Raw genomic sequence first — 24,224 nt, forward strand, 5'->3', positions numbered from 1 at the left:
AACATGAGCCATTACTTGAGTATCGAAAACGTCGACAAGCACTTCGAGCGCGATGGCGTTACCAGCCAGGTGCTGCGCGGCATCAACCTCAACGTCGCGCGCGGTGAGTACATCTCCATCATCGGCCATTCAGGCTGCGGCAAGTCGACGGTGCTGAACATCGTCGCCGGGCTCATCGAGTCGAGCAATGGCGCGGTGATCCTCGACGGCAAGGAAGTGCGCCAGCCGGGGCCCGATCGCAGCCTGGTGTTCCAGAACCACTCGCTGCTGCCCTGGTTGACCGTCTATGAAAACGTCGCGCTGGGGGTGGACAAGGTCTTCAAGCGCAGCAAGAGCAAAAGCGAGCGCCACGCCTGGACCCTGCACAACCTGGAAATGGTCAACATGACCCACGCCCTGCACAAGCGTCCGAGCGAGATATCCGGTGGCATGAAGCAGCGCGTCGGCATCGCCCGCGCGCTGGCGATGCAGCCCAAGGTGCTGTTGCTCGACGAGCCGTTCGGCGCCCTCGATGCTCTGACTCGGGCGCACCTTCAGGATGAGGTGATGCGCATCCAGAGCGAGCTGCACAACACGGTGATGATGATTACCCACGATGTCGACGAGGCGGTGCTGCTCTCCGATCGCATCGTGATGATGACCAACGGCCCGGCGGCGACCATCGGCGAAATCCTCACCATCGACCTGCCGCGCCCGCGCAGCCGACTGGCCCTGGCCGACGACCCGAAGTACAACCAATACCGCCTGGCAGTGCTCAGCTTCCTGTACGAGAAGCAAGGCAAAGTCATCGAAGCGGTGGCCTGATCCACCGCATTGATCGCCGACGCGGCTCGCGCCGCTGCTATAGGGGAATGCAACCCGCCTGTAGGAGCGGTCCGTGGCCGCGAAACGAGCGCCGCGGCGCATCTGTCAATCCGCGGTGCCCCTTTCGCGGCCGATGACCGCTCCTATGGGGTACTTGCCACGGGGCGCGGGCGAACGAACGCTGGTTGGGGTCGGTCTACTGAATGCCGACCAGCGCGTGCAACCCGTGCAAATTTGCAGGCAACGCCTGCATTAATCTGCATTGAAAGCTGCAAACTTGCCTGTCACGATCGCCTGGTCCGCTTATTTATCTCAGGAAATCAATAACAAGCAGGGATTCAGCGATGACAGCTCAGGTCTTTCCCCCGCCCCAGCGCTCTTCCCTGGGGCTCGACGATCAGGTACTCGGCGAAGTCCGCAACCATATCGGTCACTTGACCCTCAACCGGCCAGCCGGTCTGAATGCACTCACCCTCGACATGATCCGTACCCTGCGCGGCTACCTGGATGCCTGGGCGCTGGACCCGCACATCCATGCCGTTGTAATGCGCGGCGCCGGCGACCGTGGCTTCTGCGCCGGCGGCGACATCCGCAGCCTCTACCACAGCCATCTCAACCAGGACGCCCTGCGCGAAGTGTTCTTCAACGAAGAATATGCGCTGGACCAATGCCTGCATCTGTACCGCAAGCCAGTCATGGCGCTGCTGGACGGCTATACCCTGGGCGGTGGCATGGGCCTGGCGCAGGCAGCCGAGCTGCGGGTAGTCACCGAACGCAGCAAACTGGGCATGCCCGAAGTGGCTATCGGCTATTTTCCCGATGTCGGCGCCAGCTATTTCCTGAGCCGTATCCCCGGCGAAATCGGCACTTACCTGGGGGTTACCGGCATCCAGCTCGAGGCGGCCGATGCACTCTACTGCGGCTTGGCCGACTGGTACCTGGAGAGCGACCGCCTGGCCCTGCTGGACGAGCGCCTGGACAGACTGCAATGGAGCGACAACGCCCTCAAGGACCTGCAGGGTGTGCTTGCCCGCCTCGGTGTGCAAACGCTCGCGGACGCCCCGCTGCACCGCTTGCGACCGGCCATCGACCACTTTTTCGGCCAGGACGACCTGACCAGCCTGGTCGAACAGCTGGAACACGTGAACGTCGCCGACAGCCAGGCGTGGGCACAGAACACCGCGCGGCTGATGCGCACCCGCTCACCGCTGGCCATGGCGGTCACCCTGGAGCTGCTGCGCCGCGGTCGCCACTGCTCCCTGGAAGAATGCTTTGCCCTGGAGCTGCATCTCAACCGCCAGTGGTTCGACCAGGGCGACCTGATCGAGGGCGTGCGTGCTTTACTGATCGACAAAGACAAGAACCCGCGTTGGAACCCACCGACGCTAGACCGGCTTACCCGCGCACGCGTCGAGCCATTCTTCCAAGGCCTCTGAGGCCGGAGTCTGCCATGCAAGACCTGGAACTGAGCGAAGAACAGATCATGATCCGCGACATGGCGCGCGACTTTGCCCGCGCCGAAGTGGCGCCCCATGCCCGTGCCTGGGAACAGGCAGGCTGGATCGACGATACCCTGGTGGCGCAGATGGGTGCCCTCGGCCTACTGGGCATGGTGGTGCCCGAACAATGGGGTGGCAGCTACACCGATTACGTCGCCTACGCCCTGGCCGTCGAAGAGATCTCCGCTGCCGACGGCGCGTTGGGTGCCTTGATGAGCGTGCACAACTCCGTAGGCTGCGGCCCGCTGCTCAACTACGGCAGCCCGGCGCAGCAGGACACCTGGCTGGCCGCCCTGGCCAGCGGCGAGGTCATTGGCTGTTTCTGCCTCACCGAGCCCCAGGCCGGTTCCGAAGCCAACAACCTGCGCACCCGCGCCGTGCTCGACGGCGACCATTGGGTGATCGACGGCGCCAAGCAGTTCGTCACCAATGGGCGACGTGCCAAGCTGGCCATCGTGTTTGCGGTCACCGACCCGGAGCTGGGCAAGAAAGGCCTGTCGGCCTTCCTGGTGCCCACCGACACCCCAGGTTTCACCGTCGACCGCAGCGAGCACAAGCTCGGCATCCGTGCCTCCGACACCTGTGCAATCACCTTGAGCCAGTGTCGCGTGCCGGCCGCCAATCTGCTCGGCGAACGCGGCAAGGGCCTGAACATCGCCCTGTCCAACCTCGAAGGCGGCCGCATCGGCATCGCTGCCCAGGCGCTGGGCATCGCGCGGGCCGCCTTCGAAGCGGCGCTGGGTTACGCCCGTGAACGCGTGCAGTTCGGCAAGCCGATCATCGAACACCAGAGCGTGGCCAACCTACTGGCCGACATGCAGGTGCAGGTCAACGCTGCACGCCTGCTGGTGCTGCACGCCGCACGCCTGCGCAGTGCCGGTCTGCCCTGCCTGTCCGAAGCTTCGCAGGCAAAGCTGTTCGCCTCGGAAATGGCCGAACGGGTCTGCTCCAGCGCCGTACAGGTGCACGGGGGCTACGGTTACCTTGAAGATTACCCCGTGGAAAAGTATTACCGCGATGCACGCATCACCCAGATCTACGAAGGCTCGAGCGAGATCCAGCGCATGTTGATCGCCCGCGAGCTGCGCAACTATCTGTTGTAGTGCCGCATGCAACACCTGCCATCGAGGGGGGGGCTGGTCAACGACCAGTCCCCCTTTTTGCTCAATGACCCTTGAACTGCGGCTCGCGCTTGGCGATGAACGCCGCCATGCCTTCTTTCTGATCTTCACTGGCAAACGCCGCGTGGAACACCCGCCGCTCGAAACGCACGCCTTCGGACAAGCTCACTTCGAAAGCGCGGTTGACGCTCTCCTTGACCATCATGGCGATCGGCAGCGACTTCGCCGCGATTTGCTGCGCAACCTCCAATGCTTCGTCGAGCAGTCGGTCGGCGGCCACGATACGGGCAACCAGCCCGGCCCGCTCCGCCTCCTCGGCGCCCATCAAGCGGCCGGTCAGGCACAGCTCCATGGCCTTGGCCTTGCCCACCGCATGAGTCAGACGTTGGGTGCCGCCCATGCCCGGCAGCACGCCGAGCTTGATCTCCGGCTGACCGAACTTGGCATTGTCGGCGGCCAGGATGAAATCGCACATCAACGCCAGCTCGCAACCCCCGCCCAAGGCAAAGCCGGCCACGGCAGCGATCATCGGCTTGCGCCGATTGGCAACCCGGTCGCTCTCATGGAACAGATCGTCGAGGTAGATCTGCGGGTAGCGCAGCTCTGCCATTTCCTTGATATCGGCGCCGGCGGCAAACGCCTTGGCAGACCCGGTAAGGACGATGCAACCGATCTCGCGATCGCTTTCCAGGCGATCGAGCGCCTGGTTCAATTCATCGATCAGCTGGGCGTTGAGGGCATTCAACGCCTGCGGCCGATTGAGCGTGATCAGGCCCACGCGACCGCGAGTTTCCAAGAGGATGGTTTCAAAAGCCATGGCATGTCTCCAGATAGAGGCATTGTCTGCCTCGCTGATTATTGTTGTATCGACCCTTGGGCGGCGAACTGCCCAGGATCGCGTCGTGTTTGTAGCATTCTGAAACCTGATAGCGGACATTCTTTCGCTGCAGCTCGGCACCACCTGGGCGTGCAAACCTCCAATGGATGCTACGGTACAGACCTGCGACACCCTGTGCCGGCGTGTCCACGTCACTTCACAGTCCACTCCAGGAGGTCCCCCATGCTTCGCCTGTCCACGCTGGCGCTCGCCGGCATCTTTGCCCAGCCACTGCTGGCCGCCGATTCGTCGCCCAGCTATGGTCCCGAACTGCAGGGCTTCGATTATCCGTACACGCTGCAACATTACGCCTTCGAGTCCCAGGGCAAAAGCCTGCAGATGGGTTATATGGACGTTGCTGCCAATGGCAAGGCCAACGGCCGCACGGTGGTACTGATGCATGGCAAGAATTTCTGCGGCGCCACCTGGGAAAGCTCGATCAAGGCCCTCAGCGATGCCGGGTACCGCGTGGTGGCGCCCGACCAGATCGGCTTCTGCACCTCCAGCAAGCCCGAGCACTATCAATACAGCTTCCAGCAGTTGGCCAACAATACCCATGACCTGCTGACCCGTATCGGGGTCAAGGAAGCGGTGATCATGGGCCACTCCACCGGTGGCATGCTCGCCACTCGCTACGCCTTGATGTTCCCCGAAGACACCGAGCGCCTGGCCATGGTCAACCCCATCGGCCTGGAAGACTGGAAAGCCATGGGCGTGCCCTATCGCAGCGTCGACCAGTGGTTCGACCGTGAAACCAAGGTCACCGCCGAAGGCATCCGCAACTACGAGCGCACCACCTATTACGGTGGTCGCTGGAAGCCTGAGTATGACCGCTGGGTAGACATGCTTGCGGGGTTGAACAAGGGTCCGGGGCATACCTTGGTGGCATGGAATTCGGCGTTGATCTACGACATGATCTTCACCCAGCCGGTGGTCTACGAGTTCAAGGACCTGCAGGTGCCGACCCTGCTGCTGATCGGCGACGCCGACACCACGGCGATCGGCAGTGACATCGCACCGCCCGAAGTCAAGGCCACGCTGGGCAAATACACCGTACTGGGCAAGCAGGCCAGCCAGCTGATTCCTCACAGCACACTGGTGGAGTTTGCCGGGCTTGGTCACGCCCCGCAAATGGAGGAGCCGGCGCGCTTCCACAAGGCCCTGCTCGACTGGCTGGACACTCCCCAGAAACCGCTTTGACAAGAGGCAACCCCCCATGCGAATAGCCGTCATCGACGACTGGCAATCGGTCGCTGAAAACGTGGTCGACTGGACCCCGCTGCAGGCCGTAGGCGACCTCGACTTCATTCACGACTACAGCGGCGGGAGCGCGGCGCTGGCCGAGCGCCTGGCGCCCTACGCCATCATCTGCGTGATGCGTGAACGCACGCTGTTCGACGCCGGTCTGCTGGAACGACTGCCGCAGCTCAAGCTGCTGGTGACCGGCGGCATGCGTAACGCAGCCATCGACCTGCAGGCCGCAGCCCGCCTGGGCATCCAGGTGGCCGGCACGGACAGCTACAAGCACGCCGCGCCGGAACTCACCTGGGCACTGCTGATGGCGCTGACCCGTGATCTGCTCGGTGAAGCGAACTCGCTGCGCGCTGGCGGTTGGCAGATCGGCCTGGGTGGCGATCTGCACGGCAGCACACTGGGCCTGCTGGGCCTGGGCAGTATCGGTGAAAAGGTGGCGCGCTTCGGTCAGGCGTTCGGCATGCGCGTGATTGCCTGGAGTCAGAACCTGACACCCGAGCGTGCCGCGCAGGTGGGCGTCGAATACGTGAGCAAGCAGCAACTGTTCGAGCAGGCCGATGTGCTCAGCGTGCACCTGGTGCTGAGCGAACGCAGCCGGGGGCTGGTCGATGCCCAGGCGCTGGGGTGGATGAAGTCGGGCGCGCGGTTGGTCAACACGTCGCGCGGCCCGATCGTCGACGAAGCAGCGTTGATTCAGTCCCTGCGTGATGGCCACCTGGGCGGCGCGGGGCTGGACGTGTTCGATCAGGAACCCCTGGCGCTGGACCATCCGTTCCGGACCCTGCCCAATGTGCTGGCAACGCCGCACATCGGCTATGTCAGCGGCAACAACTATCGGTTGTTCTTCAGCCAGATGATCGAAGACATACTGGCCTGGCATTCGGGCCAGCCAGTCCGCCTGCTGACCGGCTGACCGCAACCCTCAGTCGATCAGGCCGGCGCTGCGCAATGCCGCTGTCGCCTGCTGCCAACGCGGATGCCGGCGGTACTCGACGTCGGCGTGGGTCCGCCCGCGCATGGCGGCGATGCGTGGCGAGGGCTGCACGCCCATGCGCTGCGCCGCGCTCAAGGCCACCTCGGCCGCCGCCCGGTCGTTACACACCAGGCCCATGTCGCAACCAGCGCCAAGGGCCGCCTCGATACGGCTGGCGGCGTCGCCGACCACATGGGCGCCGGCCATCGACAAGTCGTCGCTGAAGATCACCCCTTCGAAGCCCAGCTCGCCGCGCAATATGTCCTGCAGCCAACGGCGCGAAAAGCCGGCTGGGTTGCTGTCTACCTGGGGGTAGATGACATGGGCCGGCATGACCGCCGCCAGCTTGCCTGCCAGCCGCGCGAATGGCACCAGATCGCAGGCGCGAATCTGCTCGAGGCTGCGCTCGTCGGTGGGAATTGCCACGTGAGAATCGGCTTCCGCCCAGCCGTGACCGGGAAAATGCTTGCCGCATGCCGCCATGCCTGCCGCATTCATGCCACGGATGAACGCGCCCGCCAGCAGCGTGGCCCGCTCGGGATCGCCTTCGAACGCGCGGGTGCCGACCACGGCGCTGTGCCCGTGATCCAGGTCCAGCACCGGCGCAAAACTGAGGTCCAGCCCGACCGCCAGTACTTCGGCGGCCATCAACCAGCCGCAGTGCTCGGCCAGGACGGCCGCATCCGCGTGGTATGCCACCTCGCGCATGGCCGGCAGACGCACGAAGCCCTGGCGCAGCCGTTGCACACGCCCGCCCTCCTGATCAACGGCCAGGATCAGGTCGGGCCGAACAGCGCGAATCGCGGCGGTCAACTCGCGTACCTGACGCGGATGCTCGATGTTGCGCGCGAAAATGATCAACCCGGCCACTTCGGGCTGGCGCAGCAGATGGCGGTCCTCGGCGCTGAGCCAGGTACCGGCGACGTCGACCATCAGGGAGCCTTGCAGACGAGCGCTCATGGATTTTCCTTGTAGAGAGGGATCTGGAGGGCGACCGGGCACACGTCAGGCCTTGGCAACCGCCGGGGCGCTCTTGCTGCGTGGCCGCAATTGAGCGGCGGCCATGGCCTGGTCGGTCACCGCACTCTGCGCGCGCATGCCTGCAGCGAGGAACGGCACCATCAAGCGCATTACCTGTTCGATCGAGGTATCGACGCCGAAATCGGTTTCCGCGATGGCACGCAGTGCCTTGATCCCGGACATGCTGAAGGCGGCAGCGCCCAGCATGAAATGCACGCGCCAGAACAGTTCGAGGGGGGGAATGCGCGGTGCGGCTTCGTTGACCAGCAGCATGTAGCGACGAAAGACCTTGCCGTACATGTCTTCCAGGTAACGGCGCAAGTGACCCTGGCTCTGGCTGAAGGCCAGGCCCAGCAAACGCATGAAGATGGAGAGATCGTTGCCGCTGCGCGGCTGGACCACGAGCGCCTGCTCTACCAGAATTTCCAGCAGCTCTTCGAGGCTGGCCTTGGGCATCGCGCTGGTCTGCCGCCGTTCCAGCTCGCGGTCGAGGCTGGCACAGAAAGGCCCGAGAAATCTGGAGAATACCGCCTGGATGAGCGCTTTCTTCGAACCGAAGTGGTAGTTCACCGCCGCCAAGTTGACCCCAGCCTTGCTGGTGATCAGGCGCAGCGAGGTTTCCGCGAAGCCTTTCTCTGCAAAAAGCTGTTCGGCGGCATCGAGGATGCGTTCAACGGTTTCCGACTGGGCCATGGCAACTCCGCCTGACAAACACTTGTTTGAAACATACGTTTCAAAGTGCGTGACTGTCAAGTCCATACAGGCTTTTCGTGGCCATGCGGTCACGTATTAAAGCATACAAATTCATCGCCTTAGCGCAGCATGCGAACTTCGGCAGGCGACGCGCCCGGAAAACGGTATTGCCAAGGGCCATCTACTGTATATAATCCCAGTCACTGTACAAAAAGACAGAGCCATCGACATGTTGAAATTGACGCCACGCCAAGCTGAAATTCTGGCCTTCATCAAGCGCTGCCTTGACGACAATGGCTTTCCACCTACCCGTGCGGAAATTGCTCAGGAACTGGGGTTCAAGTCACCCAACGCGGCCGAGGAACACCTCAAGGCACTGGCGCGAAAAGGCGCCATCGAAATGACCCCGGGCGCCTCGCGCGGCATCCGCATCCCCGGCTCCGAAGCCCGCAACGACGACGCCAGCCTGCCAGTCGTCGGGCGCGTTGCTGCAGGTGCGCCGATTCTGGCGCAGGAACACATCGAAGAGTCCTGCAAGATCAACCCGGGCTTCTTCCATCCTCGCGCCGACTACCTCCTGCGCGTACAGGGCATGAGCATGCGTGACGTCGGCATTCTCGACGGTGACCTGCTGGCCGTGCACACCTGCCGCGAAGTCCGCAACGGGCAGATCGTGGTGGCGCGCATCGGCGACGAAGTCACCGTGAAGCGGTTCCAGCGCGAAGGCAACAAGGTTTTCCTGGTCGCGGAAAACCCCGACTTCGCACCCATTGAAGTCGACCTCAAGGATCAGGATCTGGTCATTGAAGGTCTGAGCGTCGGCGTCATTCGTCGATAAGGAGGCATCATGCAGTTTCCCCTGTCACCCCAACAAGCACAAATGTCGCTGTTCGAAGCATTCATGGCTGCACCGGTAACGCCGCTGTTCAAGGAGGCCGTAGAATCGCCCTGGACTGTCGCCGATCCGGATGTATTCAGCGAGATGTCTCTGCGTGGTGCCGCGGGGAACTGCCTGAACCTGCTGGCACCCATGCTGCGGGAATTGAGCGAAGAGCAGGACGCGCGCTGGTTGACGCTGATCGCTCCGCCGGCCAGCCTGACGCAGGCCTGGCTACGCGATGCAGGGCTCAATCGCGAACGCATATTGCTGCTGCAGCCGCGCGGTATGCAAAGCGCCCAGCAGTTGGCATGCGAGGCGCTGCGCCTGGGGCGCAGCCATACCGTGGTGAGCTGGCTCAACCCACTGCCGTCCGTGGCGAGGCAGCAATTGATGGCAGCGGCGCGCCAGGGCAGCGCACAGAGCCTGAACATCCGTTTGGGGTGATACCTGCGGTCAAACGATACTGCCCGCCAAGGCCAGCGCAAGGCGCTCGCTGCGTGGCAGGATCAGTGCAGGACGTGCGGCCCGTCGTCCTTGTCGATTTCGCCTTCTACCAGCTTGCCGGCCATCTGCACACCGACACTGAGCATGGCCTTGGCCACTTCCACGTGCTGGCCCTGCAGGAATGCCTTGGCATCTTCGGAAAAATTCAGCGTCACCAGCGAACCTTCGTCCTCGGCACGACGCAACTCGATGCGGCCGTCAGGCAGCTCGACAATCTCAAGAAAGGACGTTGGCATAAGGACATGTTCTCCACGAAAGGCGGGCATTGTAGCAGTGCCAGTGCAAATCAGCACTCACTCAGCCCTTCGCGGAAACGAACGGTCAGGCCCTTGAGCTGCTGACGCCAGCTTTCGAGCACCTCGCGGCTGAGTTCCGGCTCTTCGACTTCATCCAGATTGACTGCCTGGATGAGTGGCTGGGTCACATCGCCCTTGGGCTTTTTGGGCGCCTTGGGCGGCACGAACAGCGCGCTGTGCGCCGCAAGCAGTTGCGCCAGCCAGGTATGCGAATGCTGGGCCAGCTCCACCAACTCCGCCAGCTCGGGAATGGACGTGCCGTCGAGCGCTTGCGGGGTCAGCAGGTTTTCCGCACGGGCAGTGCCGGCCTGAGGCAGGCGGTAATAACCAGCGATCTCGTGACACAGCCCCAACAATGCACCGTACAGGTGGAACAGCGCGGATTCGCGCTGCGCCTGCAGCTGAGCCTGCGCATTGATGGCCTGGCCCAGTTCGGCCTTGCCCATGGCTTCCAGCGCCAGCCCGGCGAAATAGATTTTCTGGTTGGTACGGGTATAGAGCTCATAGGCCATGCTGGCGATCTCCGCAGTGAACACTCGACTGCCACAGTGTCGGGAACCTGCCCAGCCAGTGCAAGCCACAAATGAAAAGGCCGCACAGCCCTGGGGACGGTGCGGCCTTGGTGCTGACAGCGCTTCAGCGCTTGTCTTCGACCTTCCACGTCTTGCCGTCGTAGAACGCCTTCCAACCGGTCGGTTTGCCCTCGACCTCGCTCTGCACGTACTGCTCCTTGGTCTTGCGGCTGTAGCGAATCACGGTCGGACGGCCGTCCGGGTCCTTGATCGGCGCGTCGAACAGGAAGCTGTACTTGGGATCGATCTCATCCTTGTGCGGGATGATCTCGAGCACCAGGGGGGCGCGAGTCTCGCGGTTCTTCGGAAACTGGCTGGCCGCCAGGAACAGACCGGATGCGCCATCGCGCAGCACGTAGGTATCGTTGACCTTCTCGCACTTGAGTTCGGGCATCTTCACCGCGTCCATCTTGGGCGGCGCCGCCTCGCCACTCTTGAGCAGCTTGCGGGTGTTCTTGCACTCCGGATTGGTGCAGCCGAAGAACTTGCCGAAACGGCCGGTTTTCAACTGCATCTCGCTGCCGCACTTGTCGCACTCCAGGCTCGGCCCTTCGTAGCCCTTGATGCGGTAGTTGCCCTCTTCGATCTCGTAGCCCGGGCAGTCGGGGTTGTTCCCGCAGATGTGCAGCTTGCGCTTCTCATCCAGCAGGTACGCGTCCATGGCGGTCGCACAGACCGGGCAGCGATGCTTGCCGCGCAGAATCTGCGACTCGGACTCGCCCTCGTCGTCGGCCGCTATCTCATCACCTGGAATCAGGTTGATGGTGGCCTTGCAGCGCTCCTTGGGTGGCAGCGCATAGCCCGAACAGCCCAGGAACACCCCGGTGGATGCGGTACGGATCATCATCGGCCGACCGCATTCGCGGCAGGCGATGTTGGTCAGGGTCGGCAGGTTGGCGCGCATGCCGCTGTCGGCCGCACCCGCAACGTCCAGCTTGCCCTTGAAGTCACCGTAGAACTCGTCGAGAACGTTCTTCCAGTCGCGCTCGCCGTGCGCCACGTCATCGAGGTTCTCTTCCATGCCGGCGGTAAAGCCGTAGTCCATGAGGTTGGAGAAGCTTTCGGACAGCCGCTCGGTGACGATGTCGCCCATCTTTTCCGAGTAGAAGCGACGGTTGTGCAGCGCCACGTAACCACGGTCCTGGATGGTCGAGATGATCGCCGCGTAGGTCGACGGACGACCGATGCCGCGTTTTTCCATCTCCTTGACCAGGCTCGCTTCGGAATAGCGCGCAGGCGGCTTGGTGAAGTGCTGGGTAGGGTCCAGGTGCAGCAACTTGAGCTGCTCACCCTGGTTCATTTCCGGCAGCACGTCGTCGTCGCCCGGCTTGCTCATCTGCGGCAGCACGCGAGTGTAGCCGTCGAACTTGAGGATACGGCCCTTGGCGCGCAGCTCGAAATCACCCGCTGCCACCGTGACGGTGGTCGACAGGTACTGGGCAGGCGGCATCTGGCACGCGAGGAACTGGCGCCAGATCAATTCATAGAGGCGCTCGGCATCGCGTTCCATGCCGTTCAGCTTGCTCGGATGAGTGTTCACGTCCGATGGGCGAATGGCTTCGTGTGCTTCCTGGGCGCCCTGCTTGCTGCCGTACACCATCGGTGCTTCCGGCAGGTACTTCTTGCCGAACTCGTTCTCGATGTAGGCGCGGGCCATCTCCACGGCGTCGACCGACAGATTGGTCGAGTCGGTACGCATATAGGTAATGTAGCCGGCCTCGTACAAGCGCTGCGCCATCATCATGGTCTTCTTTACGCCGTAGCCCAGGCGGTTGCTCGCGGCCTGCTGCAGCGTGGAAGTAATGAACGGGGCCGACGGCTTGCTGCTGGTCGGCTTGTCTTCGCGCTTGACGATGCTGTAGCTGGCATCCTTGAGCTTGGCCAGCGCGGCCATGGCGTGGGCTTCGTTCAGGGGCTTGAAGGCTTCGCCGTTCTCGCGAGCCACTTCGAAACGCACCTTGGCGGCCTTGGCCGACGCCAGGTCGGCGTGCACTTCCCAGTATTCCTCGGGGTTGAACGCGCGGATTTCACGCTCACGCTCGACCACCAGCTTCACCGCGACAGACTGCACGCGACCAGCGGACAACCCGCGGGCGATCTTCTGCCAGAGCAGCGGCGACACCATGTAGCCAACCACGCGGTCGAGGAAACGCCGCGCCTGCTGGGCGTTGACACGGTCGATGTCCAGCTCGCCGGGGCGAGAGAAAGCTTCCTGGATGGCCTTCTTGGTGATCTCGTTGAACACCACGCGCTTGTAGCGGCTGTCATCGCCACCGATGGCTTCGCGCAGGTGCCAGGCAATGGCTTCCCCCTCGCGGTCCAAGTCCGTCGCCAGATAGATGGTGTCGGCGTCCTTGGCCAGCCGGCGCAGTTCCTCGATGACCTTTTCCTTGCCGGGGAGGATCTCGTACTTGGCCTTCCAGCCCTGGTCCGGATCGACGCCCATGCGTGCCACCAACTGCTTGCGGGCCTTTTCCTTGGGCGACAGCGCCGGCGCGTCGGCAGCCGCAGCCTTGCCGCGCTTGGCGGCCGGCTCCTTGCTGGCGCTCGCCGAACCGCTGGTGGGCAAGTCTCGGATATGGCCGATACTCGACTTCACCACGTACTGGTCACCCAGATACTTGTTGATGGTCTTGGCCTTAGCCGGGGATTCCACAATGACCAGCGATTTGCCCATGGATCGGAAAATTCCTGAATACTTGAAATGAAAGGCATGCGGCGCCTTGCGAGGCCCCGCTATATATAGTGGTGAGAACGTGAGGTCAAGCGCCGAGGTTCAAGCGGTCGGCGCCTGCGGAACGGAAAACAGGCTGGGTTCGGCCTTCACCAAAGCAAAGCGCGGGACGCTCTCGCCGTCAACCTCGACCGACTCCAGGAACATGCTCAGCGGGCGCACCCAGAGGCCGAATTCACCGTACAGCGCCTGGTAGAACACCACTTCCTGTTCGTCCTCGGAACTGCGCGCGACGCCGTAGACACGATACTCGGGGCCTTTGTAATGACGATAGAGCCCTGGTTGTATATGCATGTTGCGCCTCGCTTGAAATACTTTTTCGAATGAACCGGGAAAAAACAAAACCGGGACACTGGGCCCCGGTTCGTTCGACTCGCTCGTCAGGACTAGACGCGCTCGAAGACCGTGGTGATGCCCTGCCCCAGGCCTACACACATGGTGGACAGGCCGAAAGTGCCGCCATTCTGCTTCATGACATTGAGCAAAGTGCCGGAAATTCGTGCGCCTGAACAGCCAAAAGGATGCCCCAGGGCGATCGCGCCGCCATGCAGGTTAACCTTCTCGTTCATCTTGTCGAGCACTTTCAGATCCTTCAGCACAGGCAGGGCCTGTGCGGCGAAGGCTTCGTTGAGTTCGATGAAGTCGATGTCGGCAATGCCCAGACCTGCGCGCTTGAGCGCTTTCTGGGTGGCCGGAACCGGCCCGTAGCCCATGATCGCGGGGTCGACGCCGGCCACTGCCATGGAGCGGATTACCGCCAATGGCGTGATGCCCAGGTCCTGGGCGCGCTGCGCCGACATCACGATCATGCACGAGGCACCGTCGGTGATCTGCGACGAAGTACCGGCCGTGACCGTACCGCCCTTCGGGTTGAAGGCAGGCTTGAGCGCCGCAAGGCTTTCCAGGGTGGTGTCGGGGCGAATCGTTTCATCGTAGTCGAAGACCTTGATGAAGCCATTTTCGTCGCAACCCTGCATCGGGATGATCTCGTCCTTGAACTTGCCCTGGACCGTGGCCTGGTGGGCCAACTGGTGCGAGCGCACGCCGAAGGCATCCTGCTGTTCGCGAGTGATGCCGTGCATTTTACCGAGCATCTCGGCGGTAAGCCCCATCATGCCCGAGGCTTTCGCGGCGTACAGCGACATGTGCGGGTTCGGATCCACGCCGTGCATCATGCCGACATGGCCCATGTGCTCGACGCCGCCGACCACGAACACGTCGCCGTTGCCGGTCATGATCGCCTGGGCGGCAGTGTGCAGCGCGCTCATGGACGAGCCGCACAACCGGCTGACGGTCTGGCCGGCCGCAGTGTGCGGGATCTGCGTCATCAGCGAAGCCATGCGGGCGATGTTCCAGCCCTGTTCCAGGGTCTGGTTGACGCAGCCCCAGATCACGTCCTCGACTTCGGCCGGATCGACCTTGGCATTGCGCTCCAGCAGCTTGCTGATCAGGTGCGCCGACATGTCCTCGGCGCGCGTGTTGCGGTGCATGCCGCCTTTGGAACGGCCCATGGGGGTGCGACCGAAGTCGACGATCACCACGTCTCTAGGATTCAAGCTCATCAGTCATTCACCCTTGTTCTGTACGTTGGCCGCTTGCCCGAAGAAGGTCTGGCCAGCACGCGCCATTTCACGAAGCTTCTGCGTAGGCTGGTACAGCGGACCCAGTTCGGCGTAGCGGTCGGCCAGTTCGACGAATTCGGCCACGCCCAGCGAATCGATGTAGCGCAGCGCGCCGCCGCGGAACGGAGGGAAACCGATGCCATAGACCAGGCCCATGTCGGCCTCGGCCGCGGTTTCGACGATGCCGTCTTCCAGGCAGCGTACGGTTTCCAGGCACAGCGGGATCATCATCCAGTTGACGATGTCCTCATCGGAGACCTCGCGCTGTTCGTAGATCACCGGCTTGAGCACGTCCAGCGCCGCAGGATCGGCCACCTTCTTCGGCTTGCCGCGCTTGTCGGTTTCGTAGGCATAGAAGCCCTTGCCGTTCTTCTGCCCCAGGCGGTTGGCCTCGTACAGCGCGTCGATGGCGGAGCGACGCTCGTCTTTCATGCGATCCGGAAAGCCTTCGGCCATCACATCACGGCCATGATGGCCGGTGTCGATGCCGACCACGTCCATCAGGTAGGCCGGGCCCATGGGCCAGCCGAATTTCTCCATGACCTTGTCGATGCGCACGAAATCGACACCGGCGCTGACCAGCCGGGCGAAACCGCCGAAGTATGGGAACAGTACGCGGTTCACCAGGAAGCCGGGGCAATCGTTGACCACGATGGGGTTCTTGCCCATCTTGCGGGCATAGGCCACGGTGGTCGCCACGGCAACCTCACTGGACTTCTCGCCACGGATCACTTCGACCAGCGGCATCATGTGCACCGGGTTGAAGAAGTGCATGCCGACGAAGTTTTCCGGACGCTTGAGCGCCTGGGCCAGCAGGTTGATGGAAATGGTCGAGGTGTTGGACGCCAGAATGGTGTCGTCCTTGACCTGCGCCTCGACTTCGGCCAGCACTGCCTGCTTGACCTTGGGGTTTTCCACCACCGCTTCGACGACGATGTCGACATGACCGAAATCGCCGTAGGACAGCGTCGGACGAATGTCGTTGAGCGCTTCGGCCATCTTCGCCGGGGTCAGGCGACCTTTTTCGACGCGCGCGCCGAGCAGCTTGGACGCCTCGGCCAGGCCCTGTTCGATGCCCTTCTCGTTGATGTCCTTCATCAGGATCGGCGTGCCCTTGAGCGCCGACTGATAGGCGATGCCACCGCCCATGATGCCAGCGCCCAGCACGGCCGCCTGACTCACATCGCGGGCCACCTTGTCGTAGCCACGGGCCTTGCGCTTGAGCTCCTGATCGTTGAGGAACAGGCCGATGAGGCTTTGCGCAGCCGAGGTCTTGGCCATCTTGGCGAAGCCGGCGGCTTCGATTTCGAGGGCTTTCTCGCGACCGAAACTGGCTGCTTTCTGGATGGTCTTGATGGCCTCGACCGGCGCCGGATAGTTGGGCCCGGCCTGGCCGGCGACGAAGCCCTTGGCGGTTTCGAACGCCATCATCTGTTCGATGGCATTGAGCTTGAGCTTGACCAACTTGGGCTGGCGCTTGGCCTTGTGATCGAACTCGCCGCTGATGGCGCGCTGGAGCAGGTCTAGCGCGGCGGCCGCCAGCTTGTCCGGCGCCACCACCGCATCGACTGCACCCACCTTGAGCGCATCGTCGGCGCCGTTTTCCTTGCCCGACGCAATCCACTCGATGGCATTGTCGGCGCCGATGATGCGCGGCAGGCGCACCGTGCCGCCGAAACCTGGGTAGATGCCCAGCTTGACCTCGGGCAGGCCGATCTTCGCTTCGCTGGACATGACCCGGTAGTCGGCAGCCAGGCACATTTCCAGGCCGCCGCCCAGGGCGATGCCGTTGATGGCGGCGACCGTCGGCACTTCGAGGTCCTCGAAGTCGCTGAAGATGCGATTGGCCTGCAGGTTGCCCGCGACCAGCTCGGCTTCGGGCAACTTGAAATTCTCGACGAATTCGGTGATGTCCGCACCGACGATGAAGACGTCCTTGCCACTGGCGACGATCACGCCCTTGACCGAAGCGTCGGCCTTGATTGCCAGGATCGCTTCGCGCAGCTCTTCGAGCGTGAGGCGGTTGAATTTGTTGACGGACTCGCCCTTGAGGTCGAACCGCAGTTCGACGATGCCGCTTTCAAGAGCCTTCACCGTGATGGCTTTACCTTCGTAAATCATCCACTGATCTCCACGATATGGAAGCTGAACAGTACACGCCTGACGCTGGATAAAAGGGGGCGATACATGGCCGCCACTCTCTGTAGCCAGGCATACCCGTCAGCGCGGTAGTCGGGATAGTGCTGGAGCGTGACTGAAAAACGCTCGATTCATACGCCCGTTTGATTGGGCTGCGTGTACATTCACGGAATTGCGGGCGATTGTCAAATGCCGCGCCAGCCGCGAGAAAACGCGACTTTGCGGTCATTTCTGGAATGCGCAGAAACGCGCACCTGCGACAGCCTGCCGCAGGCATATGACGATAGCTCGAGACAACGATCAAGCCAGTGCTTGCAGGACCTTTTCAATATCCTGAAGCACCTTTTCGTCACCCTTCTCGCCCCAGTACAACGCGAGCATCTGCGGCCCGGCTTCGAGCTTGTAGACGTCAGCGGGCAACGTGGCCAGGTGAGGCAGCAGCAGCGGATCGATACAGGCTTCGCGCCACTGGTTGCACCAGACCCCTGGCTCGGTCTGCCAGTAGCTCCAGCTGTCGACCCTGCCCTTGCGGCGTGGCCGATGGTATTGCGCACAGGGGTCGGGTGGCTCGACGCTGAGCCAGTGCGGCCACTGCTGGGGAGCCAGCTGCATGGCCAGGCCCATCCGCCGCGCCTGCAGGCGCACGGCCATGCGGCCGCTCTGGCTGCGCGACGGCCGCAGCCATACCATGGGGCTGAGAATCAGCGCAAGGATTGACACGACTATCCACACCGTCATAAAGAGTACACCCGCTAAGCGTTTCAAATAGATCGGCGAGGGTTGTTCATGTTGCGCCTCGCCCAAACAGTCCATACTCAAGCTATCGCAATCGTCAGGAGTGCTTCTCATGCCCTACCAACACATTCTGGTCGCCGTCGACCTCACCGAGGAGTGTGACCCGGTCATCAAGCGGGCCCGGGAGCTGGCGGTCAGCAACGGCGCCAAGCTCTCGCTGGTGCACATCGTCGAACCCATGGCCATGGCTTTCGGCGGGGACGTGCCGATGGACCTCTCGCAGTTGCAGCAGCAGCAGTTCGATCAGGCCAAGGAGCGCCTGGAAACGCTGAAGGTCAAGTACCCGGACCTGGTCGTCGGCGATTGCCACCTGACCTACGGCCAGCCGCGTCAGGAGATTCACAACCTGGCGAAGAAATCGGAATGCGACCTGGTGGTGGTCGGCAGTCATGGCCGTCATGGCCTGGCATTGCTGCTTGGCTCGACGGCCAACGACGTGTTGCACGGTGCGCCGTGCGACGTTTTGGCGGTGCGCCTGGTCAAGCGCGCCGAATAAGGATCATCAGCGGGGCCGAGCAGCAGCTGCGGCCTCGCTGATGATTCCAGGGTCGAGGGCTCAGGCGTCGAGTTCGGCCCAGCGCTCGACCATGACTTCCAGCTCGGCCTGCGAGGCTTCCAGCTTGGCCATCACCTCCGCCGTCTGCGCGGCAGGCCGCTGATAGAACCCGGCATCGGCCATCTCGGCTTCCAGCGCAGCGATTTCCTGCTCCTTGGCTTCGATCTGGCCCGGCAGGGCTTCCAGCTCGCGCTGCAGCTTGTAGCTGAGCTTCTTCTTGGCGGGCGCCGGTGCTTCCACAGGTGCAGGCTCTGCGGCCTTGACCACGGCGCTGTTGAGCTCGGCCTTGCCTGACTTGTTCTCGGTCACGCCGAGCAGCTTGGGCGAACCGCCCTGGCGGATCCAGTCCTGATAGCCACCGACGTATTCGCGAACCTTGCCCTCGCCTTCGAACACCAGCGTGCTGGTGACCACGTTGTCGAGGAAGGCCCGGTCGTGGCTGACCATCAATACGGTGCCCTTGAAAGCGGACAGCACTTCTTCGAGCAGTTCGAGGGTCTCGACGTCGAGGTCGTTGGTCGGTTCGTCCAGCACCAGCAGGTTGGCCGGCTTGCTGAACAGCTTGGCCAGCAACAGGCGCGCCCGCTCACCGCCCGACAGGGCCTTGACCGGCGTGCGTGCACGCTGCGGGCTGAACAGGAAGTCGCCCAGGTAGCTCAGCACGTGGCGGCTCTGACCGTCGATGTCGATGAAGTCGCGGCCCTCGGCAACGTTGTCGATGACGGTCTTTTCCAGGTCGAGCTGGTGACGCAACTGGTCGAAGTAGGCAACGTCCAGGCGTGTGCCGACGTCGACCGAACCGTTGGTGGGCTGCAGGTTGTCGAGCATCAGTTTGAGCAGCGTGGTCTTGCCGGTACCGTTCGCCCCCAGCAGGCCGATACGGTCCTCGCGCTGCAGGACCATGGAGAAGTCCTTGATCAGCATCGGCCCACCCGGATGGGCGAAGCTGACGTTGTCGAGCACCATCACCTGCTTGCCGGACTTGTCGGCGGTATCGAGCTGGATGTTGGCCTTGCCGGTACGTTCGCGACGTTCGCCGCGCTCCACACGCAGGGCCTTGAGCGCACGCACCCGGCCTTCGTTGCGGGTGCGTCTGGCCTTGATGCCCTGGCGAATCCACACTTCTTCCTGGGCCAGGCGCTTGTCGAACAGCGCGTTGGCGGTTTCCTCGGCCGACAGCATGGCCTCTTTGTGCACCAGGAAGCTGGCGTAGTCGCCGTTCCAGTCGATCAGGCCGCCGCGATCGAGCTCGAGAATGCGCGTGGCCAGATTCTGCAGGAAGGAACGGTCGTGAGTGATGAACAGCACCGCCCCCTGGAAATCCTTGAGGGCTTCTTCGAGCCAGGCGATCGCGCCGATGTCCAGGTGGTTGGTCGGTTCGTCGAGCAGCAGCAGGTCAGGTTCGGACACCAGCGCCTGGGCCAGCAGGACGCGGCGGCGCCAGCCACCGGACAGCTGCTTCAAGGTCTTGTCGGCGGGCAGCTGCAGGCGGCTCAGGGTGCTGTCGACCAGTTGCTGCAGGCGCCAGCCGTCACGGGCTTCGAGATCCTGCTGGACATGCATGAGCTTGTTCAGGTCTTCGTCGGTGACGATGTTCTGGCTCAGGTGATGGTACTCGGCCAGCAGCGCGCCGACCCCGTCCAGGCCCTCGGCAACCACGTCGAACACGGTCCGGTCGTCGGCCACCGGCAGTTCCTGCGGCAGCTCGCCGATCTTCAGCCCCGGCGCACGCCAGACGGCGCCGTCGTCGGGTTTCTGCACGCCCTTGACCAGCTTCAGCATGCTGGATTTGCCAGTGCCGTTGCGGCCGATGATGCACACCCGCTCACCACGGGCGATCTGCCAGGACACCTTGTCCAACAACGGCATCGCGCCGAATGCAAGGGACACATCGCTGAATTTGAGCAGGGTCATGAGCTTCTCCAAAAACCGGGCGCGCATTCTAACCGACTTTTGCCCTGGCAGACCGAAGGCGGCAATAAAATGAATGATCCTGAACGCTTTCATCGCGCCTGCCCTAGAGGCTAAGCTAGGCTCACTTCTTTAGTGCTGGCACTGCCGACACTTGTCACGTCTTTTCTGCCTGGAAGTCTCATGCGCAGTCGCCTGTTCAGCTTGTTGTCCTGCCTCATCCTCTCTGCATCCAGTGTCGCCAACGTCCAGGCCGCCGACCTGGCCACGCAGCGTCAATACTACGACGAGGCCAAGCGCGCCCTGGCCAAGGGCGACAGCGGTCCGTACATGCGCTACGCCGCCGAGCTTCAGGACTACCCGCTGGAGGCCTACCTGGCCTACGACGAGCTCACCCCGCGCCTGCGCAGCGCCAGCAACGCCGAGATCGAAGGCTTTCTCGCCAAGCACGGCGACCTGCCCCAGGCCAACTGGATGAAACTGCGCTGGCTGCGGCAGCTCGCCGAGCGCGGCGAGTGGGCGCCGTTCGTCAAATACTACGACCCCAAGCTCAACTTCAAGGAGCTCGACTGCCTGTACGGCCAGTACCAGCTGAGCAACAGCCAGCTGCGCGCCGAAGGCTATGCCAATGCCGACAAACTGTGGCTCACCGGCAAATCGCTGCCCACGGCCTGCGACGGGCTGTTCCAGCGCTGGGCCAGCGAAGGCCAGCTGACCGAGAACAAGCGCTGGCAGCGCGCCAAGCTCGCAGCCCAGGAGCGCAACTACCCGTTGGCCACCAGCCTGGTGCAAAGCCTGACCAGCCTGTCGAGCCAGGGTCGACTGCTGCTGGATGTCGCGCAGAAACCCGAACTGCTCGACCAACCGGCGCGTTTCATGCCGGTCGACGAAGCCATGTCCGACGTGGTCGGGCTGGGGCTGCGCCGCCTGGCCCGTCAGGACCCGGAAAAAGCCATGCGCATGCTCGACAGCTATGCCAGCAGCATGCGTTTCTCGGCCGAGGAGAAGGTTGCCATCGCCCGCGAGATCGGCCTGACCCTGGCGCGGCGCTACGATCCGCGGGCGCTGGAGCTGATGACTCGCTACGATCCGGAGCTGCGCGACGACACCGTGACCGAATGGCGCCTGCGCCTGCTGCTGCGCCTGGGCCGCTGGCAGGACGCCTACGACCTGACCACCCGCCTACCCAAGGACCTGGCCAAGACCAACCGCTGGCAGTACTGGCAGGCGCGCAGCCTGGAGCTGGCCCAGCCGCAGAGTGCCAAGGTGCCTTCGCTGTACAAGGCGGTGGCCAAGGAGCGCGACTTCTACGGCTTCCTGGCGGCCGACCGCATCCAGGCGCCCTACTCGCTCAACAACAAGCCGCTGGTGATGAGCCAGGCGCTGGTCAACAAGGTGCGCAACACCGCCGGTGTACGTCGTTCGCTCGAGCTCTACGCACGTGGCCAGATCGTCGATGCGCGACGCGAGTGGTATCACGTCAGCCGCCATTTCGACCGCGACGAGATGGTCGCCCAGGCCAAGCTGGCCTACGACATGCGCTGGTACTTTCCGGCCATTCGCACGATCAGCCAGGCGCAGTACTGGGACGACCTGGACATCCGCTTCCCGATGGCCCACCGCGACACCCTGATTCGCGAAGCCAATGTGCGAGGCCTGCACACCAGCTGGGTGTTCGCCATCACCCGTCAGGAAAGCGCCTTCATGGACGACGCCCGTTCCGGCGCCGGCGCCATGGGATTGATGCAGTTGATGCCGGGCACCGCCAAGGAAACCTCGCGCAAGTTCAGCATCCCGCTGTCGTCGCCCCAGCAGGTACTCGATCCCGACACCAACATCCAGCTCGGTGCTGCATACCTGAGCCAGGTACACAGCCAGTTCAACGGTAACCGGGTACTGGCCTCGGCCGCCTACAACGCGGGCCCCGGGCGCGTACGGCAGTGGCTCAGAGGCGCGAATCACCTGAGCTTCGATGTCTGGGTGGAGTCCATTCCATTCGATGAAACCCGCCAGTACGTGCAGAACGTGCTGTCCTACGCGGTCATCTATGGCGAGAAGCTCAACGCGCCGCAGCCGGTGGTGGACTGGCACGAACGCTTCTTCGACGACCAGTGAGCCCAGCCTGGCAGCCCGCCGGCTGCCGGCCCGTCACTCGAGCACGGTGATCGGCATGCCCACTTCCAGCACGCCGGCGCCATCGCATACCAGATTCTGGCCGAACATGGCGTGGCCGTCCTGCTGGCGGTAGCGCTTGAGGGTTGCCAGGGGCTCGCGATCGGCACTGCGCTCCCCGGTGTGCGGGTCGAGCGTGGTCAGAATGCAGCGCGCGCAGGGCTTGAGCACACGAAAATCCAGGCCGCCGATGCGAATGCGCTTCCAGCCATCCTCGGCGAAGGCGGCGCTGTCCTGGACGACCAGATTGGGCCGAAACCGCGCCATCTCCAGCGTCCGTCCGACCCGTGCGGACAGGTCGTCCAGCGAGCCCTGACCGATCAACAACAGTGGAAAGCCATCGGCAAAAGCCACCTTGTCGCCGCCCTCGCCGTAACCGGCGCTGACGGTACGGGCGCGCTCGGTAGGCACGTACACCAGCCGAGTCGGCTTACCGACGAAATCACTGACCCAGCGCGCTGCTTCCTCGCCGGCGTCGGGCACGCGGAAGCTGTCGTTCCACAGCGTGACTCCGCGCAGTTCGCCTGACTCCGGGACCGCGACGTTCAGCTCAGGGTATCCGCTTGCGCTCAGGCGCAGGCCTGCGTCTTCACCGACTTGCGTACCCAACTGCCCCAGGCGAGGGTCTGCGCGCTGGCTGAGGAACCGACCGCTCTGGGCGTCGACCAGCATCCAGCGCCGATCGCCGAGCAGCCCCAGGCCATCCACAGGCGACTGCTGCAGCGACTGGCCAATGGCCGATTTGAGCGGGTAACGGTACAGCGCGGCAAGGCTCGACATGGCCCGGCTCCTCAGGACAGAGAAAAACCCAGTCTAGCGGAACCGGCAGGAGAATAACGAGGGCCTGTCAGCGTTGATCCAGCTCCAGGCGCTGGCGAACCACGTCGACCAGTTTGTCGGGCTGGAACTTGGACAGGAAGTTGTCACAGCCGACCTTTTTCACCATTGATTCGTTGAAGCTGCCCGACAACGAGGTATGCAGCACCACGTAGAGGTCGCGTAGTCGCGGATCGTTGCGGATCTCGGTGGTAAGCCGGTAGCCGTCCATTTCCGGCATCTCGGCGTCGGTGAAGACCATCAGCAGTTTGTCGGTCATGCGCTCGCCGGTGTCGGCCCACGCCTTGAGCTTGTTCAACGCCTTCAGGCCATCGCTGGCCACGTGCATCTTGATGTCCAGCTGCGACAAGGTATCGCGCAGCTGCGCCAGTGCCACCGTCGAGTCATCCACCAGCAGCACTTCCCGGCCACGAGCGCGCGCCAGCAAGGGGTCGTCGAGCTTGTCGCGGGAAACGCGGGCGTTGTAGGGGACGATTTCGGCGAGCACCTTTTCCACGTCGATGATCTCGACCAGTTGCTCGTCGACCCGGCTGATTGCGGTCAGATAGTGCTGGCGCCCGGCACTGGCCGGAGGCGGCAGGATGGCTTCCCAGTTCATGTTGACGATGCGGTCGACACCACCGACCAGGAAGGCCTGGATCGAGCGGTTGTATTCGGTGACGATGATGGTACTGCTCGGCCCCGGCACCAGCGGGCGCATGCCGATGGCCTGGGACAGGTCGATCACCGGCAGGGTCTGCCCGCGCAGATTGATCACACCGCAGACATACGGATGGCGCTGCGGCATCAGCGTCAGCTTGGGCAACTGCAGGACTTCCTGGACCTTGAACACGTTGATCGCGAACAGTTGCCTGCCGGCCAGGCGAAACATGAGCAGCTCCAGACGGTTTTCACCCACCAGCTGCGTACGTTGGTCAACCGAGTCAAGAATGCCGGCCATGTAGAACTCCAAAGCCCAAGTGAAA

General features: G+C 63.2%; 22 protein-coding genes. 9 read left to right on the top strand and 13 right to left on the bottom strand.

Annotated features, from left to right (window positions below):
* The first annotated feature begins 3 nt into the window (after positions 1-3).
* The 3 genes from IFU31_RS15575 to IFU31_RS15585 all read left to right on the top strand — a co-directional run bounded on the left by IFU31_RS15575 (position 4) and on the right by IFU31_RS15585 (position 3,406).
* Positions 4-804: an ABC transporter ATP-binding protein gene (locus IFU31_RS15575; protein WP_122478775.1), complete on the top strand. Its 801-nt coding sequence runs from the start codon at positions 4-6 to the stop codon at positions 802-804.
* Positions 805-1,148: 344 nt separating this feature from the next.
* A complete protein-coding gene (locus IFU31_RS15580; RefSeq protein WP_192103621.1) occupies positions 1,149-2,240 on the top strand; it encodes an enoyl-CoA hydratase/isomerase family protein in 1,092 nt (363 codons plus the stop codon).
* A 14-nt stretch (positions 2,241-2,254) separates the two neighbouring features.
* Positions 2,255-3,406, top strand: a complete 1,152-nt coding sequence (locus tag IFU31_RS15585; RefSeq protein WP_192103623.1) for an acyl-CoA dehydrogenase family protein — start codon at positions 2,255-2,257, stop codon at positions 3,404-3,406.
* Positions 3,407-3,467: 61 nt separating this feature from the next.
* Here the strand turns inward: IFU31_RS15585 and IFU31_RS15590 are convergent, their stop codons facing one another.
* The gene (locus tag IFU31_RS15590; RefSeq protein ID WP_122712961.1) at positions 3,468-4,241 is read right to left on the bottom strand and encodes an enoyl-CoA hydratase; all 774 of its coding nucleotides are present in this window, start codon (positions 4,239-4,241) and stop codon (positions 3,468-3,470) included.
* A gap of 243 nt (positions 4,242-4,484) precedes the next feature.
* Here IFU31_RS15590 and IFU31_RS15595 point away from each other — a divergent pair, with 243 nt between their 5' ends.
* On the top strand, positions 4,485-5,501 hold the full coding sequence (locus IFU31_RS15595; RefSeq protein ID WP_192103625.1) for an alpha/beta fold hydrolase: 1,017 nt from the start codon (positions 4,485-4,487) through the stop codon (positions 5,499-5,501).
* Between the two features lie 16 nt (positions 5,502-5,517).
* Complete coding sequence (locus tag IFU31_RS15600; RefSeq protein ID WP_192103627.1) at positions 5,518-6,468, top strand: D-2-hydroxyacid dehydrogenase family protein; 951 nt, start codon at positions 5,518-5,520, stop codon at positions 6,466-6,468.
* A 9-nt stretch (positions 6,469-6,477) separates the two neighbouring features.
* On the opposite strand, the gene nagZ is transcribed toward IFU31_RS15600, so the two are convergent.
* Positions 6,478-7,488: a beta-N-acetylhexosaminidase gene (gene nagZ, locus IFU31_RS15605; protein WP_192103629.1), complete on the bottom strand. Its 1,011-nt coding sequence runs from the start codon at positions 7,486-7,488 to the stop codon at positions 6,478-6,480.
* 45 nt (positions 7,489-7,533) lie between these two features.
* The gene (locus IFU31_RS15610) at positions 7,534-8,241 is read right to left on the bottom strand and encodes a TetR/AcrR family transcriptional regulator (protein WP_122478788.1); all 708 of its coding nucleotides are present in this window, start codon (positions 8,239-8,241) and stop codon (positions 7,534-7,536) included.
* 229 nt (positions 8,242-8,470) lie between these two features.
* Between IFU31_RS15610 and lexA the strand changes: the two genes are divergently transcribed.
* Both lexA and sulA read left to right on the top strand, forming a co-directional pair.
* Complete coding sequence (gene lexA / locus IFU31_RS15615; RefSeq protein WP_043188277.1) at positions 8,471-9,079, top strand: transcriptional repressor LexA; 609 nt, start codon at positions 8,471-8,473, stop codon at positions 9,077-9,079.
* 9 nt (positions 9,080-9,088) lie between these two features.
* Positions 9,089-9,565, top strand: a complete 477-nt coding sequence (gene sulA, locus IFU31_RS15620; protein WP_122478790.1) for an SOS-induced cell division inhibitor SulA — start codon at positions 9,089-9,091, stop codon at positions 9,563-9,565.
* Positions 9,566-9,627: 62 nt separating this feature from the next.
* Here the strand turns inward: sulA and IFU31_RS15625 are convergent, their stop codons facing one another.
* The 7 genes from IFU31_RS15625 to IFU31_RS15655 form a co-directional block, all read right to left on the bottom strand.
* On the bottom strand, positions 9,628-9,861 hold the full coding sequence (locus IFU31_RS15625) for a hypothetical protein (RefSeq protein WP_163007598.1): 234 nt from the start codon (positions 9,859-9,861) through the stop codon (positions 9,628-9,630).
* Positions 9,862-9,911: 50 nt separating this feature from the next.
* Positions 9,912-10,433 carry a DUF6586 family protein gene (locus IFU31_RS15630; protein ID WP_185793708.1) on the bottom strand — a complete coding sequence of 174 codons (522 nt, stop codon included), beginning with the start codon at positions 10,431-10,433 and terminating at the stop codon, positions 9,912-9,914.
* A gap of 124 nt (positions 10,434-10,557) precedes the next feature.
* Positions 10,558-13,170 (bottom strand): type I DNA topoisomerase, encoded by a 2,613-nt coding sequence (topA, locus tag IFU31_RS15635; protein WP_192054165.1) that lies wholly within the window; start codon positions 13,168-13,170, stop codon positions 10,558-10,560.
* Between the two features lie 99 nt (positions 13,171-13,269).
* Positions 13,270-13,521 (bottom strand): DUF1653 domain-containing protein, encoded by a 252-nt coding sequence (locus IFU31_RS15640; protein WP_122478796.1) that lies wholly within the window; start codon positions 13,519-13,521, stop codon positions 13,270-13,272.
* 92 nt (positions 13,522-13,613) lie between these two features.
* Positions 13,614-14,789 carry an acetyl-CoA C-acyltransferase FadA gene (gene fadA, locus IFU31_RS15645; protein ID WP_043188265.1) on the bottom strand — a complete coding sequence of 392 codons (1,176 nt, stop codon included), beginning with the start codon at positions 14,787-14,789 and terminating at the stop codon, positions 13,614-13,616.
* A gap of 3 nt (positions 14,790-14,792) precedes the next feature.
* Positions 14,793-16,970 carry a fatty acid oxidation complex subunit alpha FadB gene (gene fadB / locus IFU31_RS15650; RefSeq protein WP_192103631.1) on the bottom strand — a complete coding sequence of 726 codons (2,178 nt, stop codon included), beginning with the start codon at positions 16,968-16,970 and terminating at the stop codon, positions 14,793-14,795.
* A 318-nt stretch (positions 16,971-17,288) separates the two neighbouring features.
* A complete protein-coding gene (locus tag IFU31_RS15655; protein ID WP_192103633.1) occupies positions 17,289-17,726 on the bottom strand; it encodes a hypothetical protein in 438 nt (145 codons plus the stop codon).
* Positions 17,727-17,835: 109 nt separating this feature from the next.
* On the opposite strand from IFU31_RS15655, the gene IFU31_RS15660 reads away from it, so the two are divergent.
* Positions 17,836-18,279, top strand: a complete 444-nt coding sequence (locus IFU31_RS15660; protein WP_043188257.1) for a universal stress protein — start codon at positions 17,836-17,838, stop codon at positions 18,277-18,279.
* 60 nt (positions 18,280-18,339) lie between these two features.
* Here IFU31_RS15660 and IFU31_RS15665 read toward each other — a convergent pair whose 3' ends face one another.
* Positions 18,340-20,253, bottom strand: coding sequence for an ATP-binding cassette domain-containing protein (locus IFU31_RS15665; RefSeq protein ID WP_122478802.1), 1,914 nt, complete (start codon positions 20,251-20,253; stop codon positions 18,340-18,342).
* 180 nt (positions 20,254-20,433) lie between these two features.
* Here IFU31_RS15665 and IFU31_RS15670 point away from each other — a divergent pair, with 180 nt between their 5' ends.
* Positions 20,434-22,365, top strand: coding sequence for a transglycosylase SLT domain-containing protein (locus tag IFU31_RS15670; protein ID WP_122478804.1), 1,932 nt, complete (start codon positions 20,434-20,436; stop codon positions 22,363-22,365).
* 33 nt (positions 22,366-22,398) lie between these two features.
* Here IFU31_RS15670 and IFU31_RS15675 read toward each other — a convergent pair whose 3' ends face one another.
* Positions 22,399-23,202, bottom strand: coding sequence for an MOSC domain-containing protein (locus tag IFU31_RS15675; protein WP_185793712.1), 804 nt, complete (start codon positions 23,200-23,202; stop codon positions 22,399-22,401).
* A 67-nt stretch (positions 23,203-23,269) separates the two neighbouring features.
* On the bottom strand, positions 23,270-24,199 hold the full coding sequence (locus IFU31_RS15680; protein ID WP_122478808.1) for a chemotaxis protein CheV: 930 nt from the start codon (positions 24,197-24,199) through the stop codon (positions 23,270-23,272).
* Positions 24,200-24,224: the final 25 nt, after the last annotated feature.

Source organism: Pseudomonas sp. CFBP 13602 (genome assembly GCF_014842725.1).
Classification (GTDB): Bacteria; Pseudomonadota; Gammaproteobacteria; order Pseudomonadales; family Pseudomonadaceae; genus Aquipseudomonas; species Aquipseudomonas baltica.